The organism is Kitasatospora sp. NPDC059722, assembly GCF_042733235.1.
Lineage (GTDB): Bacteria > Actinomycetota > Actinomycetes > Streptomycetales > Streptomycetaceae > Kitasatospora.
In genome coordinates, this window is the sequence record NZ_JBHWGD010000012.1 from 71,158 (window position 1) to 77,173 (window position 6,016).

Below are 6,016 nucleotides of genomic sequence, written 5' to 3' on the forward strand. Positions count from 1 at the left end.
TCCGGACCCGTCGGTCCGGAGGCCTTCGGCATATCGGGAAAGGACCTAATACCCGGACGGCAAAACAATTCCGATACGCGTTCGGGGACGACCCGGCGGGACCGACCGGCCGCCGGCGCTCCCGACCGCCGTGACGGACGTCGCAGCACACCCGCGCGGAGCCCCCGTGGCCGTTCGTTCACTCTCCGGCTCCGGGTCGGCACGGATCCGGCACCGGACCCTCACCGGACCGGCCGCCGGGCCCGCCCCGACCGGGCCGGAGCTTTTTGTTACGCAATTAGCCAAAATCCCGCTCCCGGCGGGTAATCATGATCGACCTTCCGAAAGTAGGTTTCGATTTCATAGCGCTTCCCGGCGGCACCGCTTTCCGGGGTTCCACCACTTCCCCACCCGTGCTACAAAACTGGTCTACACCACACGTGGTGTAGACCAGTTCGCGGTTCGGCCCCCCTGTGCACCGTCCCCCCGACCGACCCGCCATGCCGTTAGGAAGCCACTCCCATGAGTCAGTCTGCGCAGGCACCGGCGCCCGCCACGGCTCCGGCCACGCCAAGCCCCGCCAAGAAGTTCGGCCAGAACCTCCTCCAGGGTCTGCAGAAGATCGGCCGCAGCCTCCAGCTGCCCATCGCCGTTCTCCCCGCGGCCGGCCTGCTGCTGCGCCTCGGCCAGGACGACGTGTTCGGCAAGGACGGCCTCGGCTGGGACAAGGTCGCCGCGGTGTTCAACACCGCCGGCAGCGGCGTCTTCGACAACCTGGCGCTGCTGTTCGCGGTGGGCATCGCGATCGGCTTCGCGAAGAAGGCGGACGGCTCGACCGCGCTCGCCGCGCTGGTCGGCTTCCTGGTGTACAAGAACGTGCTGACCGCGTTCCCGATCACCGAGGGCCACATCGCCGACGGCAAGTGGGTCGCCCCGACCTACCAGAACCCGGGCGTCCTCGGCGGCATCGTGATCGGTCTGCTGGCCGCCGTGCTGTGGCAGAAGTACCACCGCACCAAGCTGGTCGACTGGCTCGGCTTCTTCAACGGCCGCCGCCTGGTGCCGATCCTGATGGCCTTCGTCGGCACCGCCGTCGGCGTGCTCTTCGCCCTGACCTGGGGCCCGATCGGCGACGCCATCAAGAGCATGAACGACACCCTGATCGGCGCCGGTGCGCTCGGTGCGGGCGCCTTCGGCCTGGTCAACCGCGGTCTGCTGCCGGTCGGCATGCACCAGTTCGTGAACTCCTTCGCCTGGTTCCAGACGGGTGACTTCACCAAGCCGGACGGCACCGTCGTCCACGGCGACCTGACCCGCTTCTTCGCCGGCGACCCGACCGCCGGACAGTTCATGTCGGGCTTCTACCCGATCATGATGTTCGCGCTGCCCGCCGCCGCGCTGGCCATCGCCCACGCCGCCAAGCCGCACCGCCGCAAGGCCATCACCGGCATGATGATGTCGCTGGCCCTGACCTCCTTCGTCACCGGTGTCACCGAGCCGATCGAGTTCGCCTTCGTCTTCATCGCCCCGGCCCTGTACGTCATCCACGCGCTCCTCACCGCCGTGTCGATGGCCGTCACCTGGGCGCTCGGCGTGCACGACGGCTTCACCTTCTCCGGCGGCCTGATCGACTACGTGCTCGCCTGGAACAAGGCCACCGAGCCGTGGCTGATCATCCCGATCGGCCTCGCCTTCGCGGCGCTGTACTACTTCCTGTTCCGCTTCGCGATCGCCAAGTTCGACCTCAAGACCCCCGGTCGCGAGGACGACGACGAGATCGAGGACGTCACCAAGGCCTGAGGCCCGCAACCGTCCCGCAGCAACGACTCCGCCCCGCCGCCACCCCCGTGAGCGGCGGGGCGGAGTCGTTCCCCCACCCGGTTCGAGCCCGGTCAGTGCGTCCTGCGGCGACGGACCAGAAGGAGGGTGCCGGCGCCGGCACCGACCAGCAGCGCGGCGCCGCCCGCGATCAGGGCGGTGTGGTCACCGTCCGAGCCGGTGGAGGCCAGCTGCCCGGCCGGCGCCGACGCGGTCGCGCCGGTCGCGTTAGTGGCGCCGGTCGAGGCGGTCGGAGCGGGCGTCTCCGTCGAGGTCGTCCCGGCGGCCGGGGCGGACGTGGTGGACCCGGTGGCCGGCGCGGACGTCTTGGCCGACGGCTCCTGCGTCGGCTTCGGCTTGGCCTTCGACGGCGACGGCGACGACGACGGAGCGGGAGCCGACGTCGAGGGCTTCGGTGCGTCGGCCACCCCGGTCACCTTGATCCGGTGGGTGTCGGACACCGGCGGGTCGACCGGGAACTGCAGCCGCCAGCCCTTGAGCTCGGAGCGGAGCGCGATGACCGGGCCGACGCCGCCGTCGCCCCCGCCCCGGGTGACGCCGATCCGGAAGTGCACCTCGGTCTTCTCGCCCGCCGGCACGATGATCTTGCCCGCGTCCGCCGCGACGACCCGCTTGCCCCCGACGGTCTTGATCTCCGGCTTGAGGTCCTGCCAGTTGTCGTGGTTGCCGCCCATGTCGTCGCGCCAGGTCAGGCCGACCGCGTCGGCGGAGACGTCGGGGCCGGCGTCGGCCCGCAGCTCCACGACCAGGGCCCACCCGACGGTCCCGGAGTTGGTGATGGTCTCGGTGAACTCCACCGGCTTGCCCACGGCGATCGAGCCCGGGGTGTCGACGGACAAGGAGAGGGGGCCGGAAGCGTCGGCGAAGGCCGGCCCGGCGGTCGCCGCGCCGCCGGCGACGAGCCCGGCGGTGAGCACGAGCGCGGGCACGACGGTCGAACGGACGCGGCGCAGGGCGCGGTTGAGCTGAAGCACTGGAATCCCCCCATGGACTGCTCCCCGACCGGCACGGCCGGTTCCGGGCAGCACAAATCAAGCGTGCGTGGTGTGTGGACGGCCGGCCCGACGGGCCCGACCGGTCGAGAGCGGCCTCCCCAGCCGCTCACTTACAAGGACGTGTTCGGGGCCGGAAGGTTGCAGGTGGATTCGCAGAGATTTCCGCGCGCCCGGGAACGCCGGCCGCCGGCCGCCGGAAAACGCCCGCCGACCTGCTCAGATCTCGTAGACGGCGCCCGGGCGGGCGAGGTCGACGGGGCCTGGGTAGGCGGCGGCGGCGTCGCGGCGGTTGTGCTCGGCGTCGGTCCACGGGGGGATGTGGGTGAGGACGAGGCGGCGGGCGCGGGCGGCGGTGGCGTGCTCGCCGGCCTCGCGGCCGTTGAGGTGGACGCCGAGGTAGGTGTCGCGGCCGTCGACGTAGGCGGCCTCGCAGAGGAAGAGGTCGGCGTCCCGGGCGAGTTCGACGAGGTCGGCGCTCTCGCCGGTGTCGCCGGAGTAGACCAGGGACCGGCCGCCGTGTTCGAGCCGGAAGGCGAACGCGTCCACCGGGTGGGCGACCTGGGCGACGCCGATCCGGAACGGGCCGAGGTCGAAGACGCCCGGGGTGAGGGTGCGGAAGTCGAAGACCTCCTTCATCCCCGGGTTCTCCGGCATGTCGTAGGCGCGGGCGAGCCGCTCGGCGGTGCCGGCCGGGCCGTAGACGGGCATCGGGTCGGGGCAGCCCTCGGCGCGGTAGTTGCGGGCGACCCAGTAGGCGCACAGGTCGACGCAGTGGTCCGCGTGCAGGTGGCTCAGCAGGACGGCGTCGACGTCGTACAGGCTGGTGTACTTCTGCAGGGCGCCCAGCGCGCCGTTGCCGAGGTCGAGCACGACCTTGAAGCCGTCGGCCTCGACGAGGTAGCTGGAGCACGCGGACTCGGCGGACGGGAAGCTCCCCGAGCACCCCACCACGGTCAGTTTCATCCGAGCCCCTCCGCCCCGACACGTCCTGGCTGCTGCTGGAAAATGGCAGGACAGACCGGAGAACCGGCCGGTAGCACTGCGTTCGCGTTGTCGAGGGTAAGGGCGGAGCGGCACTTTGCCCCCGTCCCCGTGCCGGGCTGTGGCTGGAATCACCAGAACGCCGGGGCTCGGGGCGGGGGCTACGGTTCGGCTGCGGAACCGGGTCGCGGCGGCGGTCGGATCAGCGGTGGCCGGGGCGCTTGCGGGCCCAGGCGCGGATGGTCTCGGGGTACCAGCGGGGGTGGCCGCTGCCGTCGATGACGTCCGGCTCGGGCAGCAGCCCGTGGCGGCGGTAGTTGCGGACGGTCTCGGGCTGGACGTTGATGTGGTGCGCGACCTCGGCGTACGACCACAGCTGTCTACTCACGATGGCACCTCCGGATGGGGCGGGGGCGGACGTTCGTGAGCGCAGCCTCTCCAATCCTCGCCCGGCGGCCCGGTACAGATCGGGCGCGGTGGTCGATCCGTGACGAACCGGGAGCAACGCGCGGACAAATACTCAACTGTCACAGCGCTCACAGTGGTGGGGTTCACCACGGGCCGGTACGGTTCGCCGCATGAACGGCACTACTGGCATCTGGGTGGTCCTGGCCGTCGTGGGCGTCGCCGTCCTCGCGGCCGTCGCGTCGGCGCTGGTGCGGCGGTCACGGCCGGCCTCCCGGCCCGCGACGCGCCCGGCCCCGCGCCCCGCCGGACCGGCCGGACCGGCCGGGCCCCGGCCCCGCCCGGCGGGTTCGGGCCGCTCCGGGCCGGCGCCGCAGGAGATCTGGTGGGCCGAGGTGCCGTTCGAGGACGGCCCCGGTTCGAAGGACCGCCCGTGCCTGGTGCTGCGGGTGGACGGCCGGACGGCGACCGTCGCGAAGATCACCAGCAAGCACCACGCCGAACGCCCGGGAGTGCTGCCGCTGCCGCCCGGTTCGGTGGGCGACAGCCAGGGCCGGACCAGCTGGCTGGAGACCGACGAACTGCGCCGGGTGCCGCTGTCGGCCTTCCGCCGCCGGGCCGGCACGGTGGACCGTCAGGTCTGGGACCGCGCCCAGCGGGCCCTGCAGGGCAGCTAGGGCCACGGCGCCAGGAGCCGCGCGAGGCGCCCTACGCCCAGAGCTGGCCCTGCAGCGCCTCGACGGCCGCCTCGGTGGACTCGGCGGTGTAGATGCCGGTGGACAGGTACTTCCAGCCGCCGTCCGCGACGACGAAGACGACGTCGGCCCGCTCCCCCGCCGCCGCGGCCTTGCGGCCGACGCCGATCGCGGCGTGCAGGATGGCGCCGGTGGAGACGCCCGCGAAGATGCCCTCCTGCTGGAGGAGTTCGCGGGTGCGCCGGACGGCGTCGGCGGAGCCGACCGAGAAGCGGGTGGTGAGCACCTCGGCGTCGTACAGCTCGGGGACGAAGCCCTCGTCGAGGTTGCGCAGCCCGTACACGAGGTCGTCGTAGCGCGGTTCGGCGGCGACGATCCGCACGCCGGGGACCTTCTCGCGCAGGTAGCGGCCGACGCCCATGAGGGTGCCGGTGGTGCCGAGGCCGGCCACGAAGTGGGTGACGGTCGGCAGGTCGGCGAGGATCTCGGGGCCGGTGCCGGCGTAGTGGGCGCCCGCGTTGTCGGGGTTGCCGTACTGGTAGAGCATCACCCAGTCGGGGTGCTCGGCGGCGATCTCCTTGGCCATCCGGACGGCGGTGTTGGAGCCGCCCGCGGCCGGGGAGGAGATGATCTCGGCGCCCCACATGCGGAGCAGTTCGCGCCGTTCCTCGCTGGTGTTCTCCGGCATGACGCAGACCATCCGGTAGCCCTTGAGCTTGGCGGCCATGGCGAGCGAGATGCCGGTGTTGCCGCTGGTGGGTTCGAGGATGGTGCAGCCGGGGGTGAGCCGGCCGTCGGCCTCGGCCCGCTCGATCATGTGCAGCGCCGGGCGGTCCTTGATGGAGCCGGTGGGGTTGCGGTCCTCCAGCTTGGCCCAGAGGGTCACGAGGCCCTCCGCGTTGCCGGGAACGGCGGCGGACAGCCGCGGCAGGCGGACCAGCGGGGTGTTGCCGACGGCTTCGAGCGGACTGTCGTAACGCAAGGGAGGCCTCCGGCCACGGCGGTGAGGGTCGGGAAGGTGGCCCTGCCGGCCCGCCCGCGCGGGCGGGGCGGCAGGGGCGGGGTTAATCGGGGGCCGCCCGCCCCGGCGGGGGGGTCCGGGCCGAGGCGGCGGTCCATCCG

At 72.4% G+C, this 6,016-nt stretch carries 6 protein-coding genes; 2 read left to right on the forward strand and 4 right to left on the reverse strand.

Annotated elements, in window-relative coordinates:
- The first annotated feature begins 501 nt into the window (after positions 1 to 501).
- Positions 502 to 1,779 carry a PTS transporter subunit EIIC gene (locus ACFV4F_RS10465; RefSeq protein ID WP_380491270.1) on the forward strand — a complete coding sequence of 426 codons (1,278 nt, stop codon included), beginning with the start codon at positions 502 to 504 and terminating at the stop codon, positions 1,777 to 1,779.
- A gap of 92 nt (positions 1,780 to 1,871) precedes the next feature.
- Here the strand turns inward: ACFV4F_RS10465 and ACFV4F_RS10470 are convergent, their stop codons facing one another.
- The 3 genes from ACFV4F_RS10470 to ACFV4F_RS10480 form a co-directional block, all read right to left on the reverse strand.
- Positions 1,872 to 2,792, reverse strand: a complete 921-nt coding sequence (locus tag ACFV4F_RS10470) for an LAETG motif-containing sortase-dependent surface protein (RefSeq protein ID WP_380501545.1) — start codon at positions 2,790 to 2,792, stop codon at positions 1,872 to 1,874.
- A 237-nt stretch (positions 2,793 to 3,029) separates the two neighbouring features.
- The gene (locus ACFV4F_RS10475; protein ID WP_380435143.1) at positions 3,030 to 3,776 is read right to left on the reverse strand and encodes an MBL fold metallo-hydrolase; all 747 of its coding nucleotides are present in this window, start codon (positions 3,774 to 3,776) and stop codon (positions 3,030 to 3,032) included.
- A gap of 220 nt (positions 3,777 to 3,996) precedes the next feature.
- Complete coding sequence (locus ACFV4F_RS10480; protein WP_380501547.1) at positions 3,997 to 4,182, reverse strand: helix-turn-helix transcriptional regulator; 186 nt, start codon at positions 4,180 to 4,182, stop codon at positions 3,997 to 3,999.
- A gap of 190 nt (positions 4,183 to 4,372) precedes the next feature.
- Here ACFV4F_RS10480 and ACFV4F_RS10485 point away from each other — a divergent pair, with 190 nt between their 5' ends.
- Positions 4,373 to 4,876, forward strand: coding sequence for a type II toxin-antitoxin system PemK/MazF family toxin (locus ACFV4F_RS10485; protein WP_380501549.1), 504 nt, complete (start codon positions 4,373 to 4,375; stop codon positions 4,874 to 4,876).
- A gap of 31 nt (positions 4,877 to 4,907) precedes the next feature.
- Here ACFV4F_RS10485 and ACFV4F_RS10490 read toward each other — a convergent pair whose 3' ends face one another.
- Entirely contained in the window at positions 4,908 to 5,876 is a 969-nt protein-coding gene (locus tag ACFV4F_RS10490; RefSeq protein WP_359960476.1) for a cysteine synthase, read from the reverse strand.
- Between the last annotated feature and the right edge of the window lie 140 nt (positions 5,877 to 6,016).